The 1,771-nt window shown below is 56.7% G+C and carries 1 rRNA gene; it reads left to right on the top strand.

Annotated features, from left to right (window positions below):
* Positions 1 to 58 precede the first annotated feature (58 nt).
* A 23S ribosomal RNA gene (locus L1892_RS24520) occupies positions 59 to 1,771 on the top strand; the annotation flags it as partial.

Here is a 1,771-nt window from a genome sequence, read left to right on the forward strand (position 1 = left end):
TCTTGTGTGTCCCTGTTGGGGGTGCATGGGGGCGGAGCCCCTGTGGGTGTAGGTGTTGTTGTAAGTGTTTTAGGGCGTTCGGTGGATGCCTTGGTACCAGGAGCCGATGAAGGACGTGGTAGGCCGCGATAGTCCTCGGGGAGTTGTCAAACGAGCTGTGATCCGAGGGTGTCCGAATGGGGAAACCCAGCACGAGTGATGTCGTGTTACCACCCAGTGAATGTATAGCTGGTGTGGGGGGAACGTGGGGAAGTGAAACATCTCAGTACCCATAGGAAGAGAAAACAATTGTGATTCCGTGAGTAGTGGCGAGCGAAAGCGGAGGAGGCTAAACCATGCGCATGTGATACCGGGTAGGGGTTGTGTGTGTGGTGTTGTGGGGCCTGTCTTCCCGGATCTACCTGTCTGGGCGTGAGTGATAAAACCGTGGGTTAGGTGAAGTGGCCTGGAATGGTCTGCCGTAGTCGGTGAGAGTCCGGTAGCTGAAAGCCTGTGGTCTTGCGTGATGGGTGCCCAAGTAGCAGCGGGCTCGTGGAATCTGCTGTGAATCTGCCGGGACCACCCGGTAAGCCTGAATACTTCCTGGTGACCGATAGCGGACGAGTACCGTGAGGGAAAGGTGAAAAGTACCCCGGGAGGGGAGTGAAATAGTACCTGAAACCGGACGCTTACAATCCGTCAAAGCCTGTGGGTTCTTTAGTGGACCGTGGGTGATGGCGTGCCTTTTGAAGAATGAGCCTGCGAGTTAGTGCTCGGTGGCGAGGTTAACCCGTGTGGGGTAGCCGTAGCGAAAGCGAGTCTGAATAGGGCGTTGAGTCGCTGGGTCTAGACCCGAAGCGGAGTGATCTACCCATGGCCAGGGTGAAGCGTCGGTAAGACGTCGTGGAGGCCCGAACCCACTTCAGTTGAAAATGGAGGGGATGAGTTGTGGGTAGGGGTGAAAGGCCAATCAAACTCCGTGATAGCTGGTTCTCCCCGAAATGCATTTAGGTGCAGCGTGGTGTGTTTCTTACTGGAGGTAGAGCTACTGGATGGCCGATGGGCCCTACTAGGTTACTGACGTCAGCCAAACTCCGAATGCCGGTAAGTGAGAGCACTGCAGTGAGACTGCGGGCGATAAGGTTCGTAGTCGAGAGGGAAACAGCCCAGATCGCCGGCTAAGGCCCCTAAGCGTGTACTAAGTGGAAAAGGATGTGGGGTCGCGAAGACAACCAGGAGGTTGGCTTAGAAGCAGCCACCCTTGAAAGAGTGCGTAATAGCTCACTGGTCAAGTGATCCTGCGCCGACAATGTAGCGGGGCTCAAGTACACCGCCGAAGCCGCGGCACTCACACGTTAGCTTGTCATCGCCTTGCGGGGTGGTGGCTAGGTGTGTGGGTGGGTAGGGGAGCGTCCTGCATCCGTGGAAGCCACAGAGTGATCTAGTGGTGGAGGGTGTGGGAGTGAGAATGCAGGCATGAGTAGCGAAAGCAGAGTGAGAAACTCTGCCGCCGGATGACCAAGGGTTCCTGGGCCAGGCTAATCCGCCCAGGGTGAGTCGGGACCTAAGGCGAGGCCGACAGGCGTAGTCGATGGACAACGGGTTGATATTCCCGTACCCGTGTATCCGCGCCCATGCTGAATCAACTGTACTAACCATCCAAAACCAGATGGATCACCTTCGGGTGACCGGATGGGGCTGCATGGGACCTTGGTTGGTAGTAGGCAAGCGATGGGGTGACGCAGGAAGGTAGTGGGGCCAGTCAGTGGTTGTACTGGTGTAAGCCTGTAGG

The organism is Gordonia tangerina, assembly GCF_021556435.1.
In the GTDB taxonomy this organism is placed as follows: Bacteria; Actinomycetota; Actinomycetes; order Mycobacteriales; family Mycobacteriaceae; genus Gordonia; species Gordonia tangerina.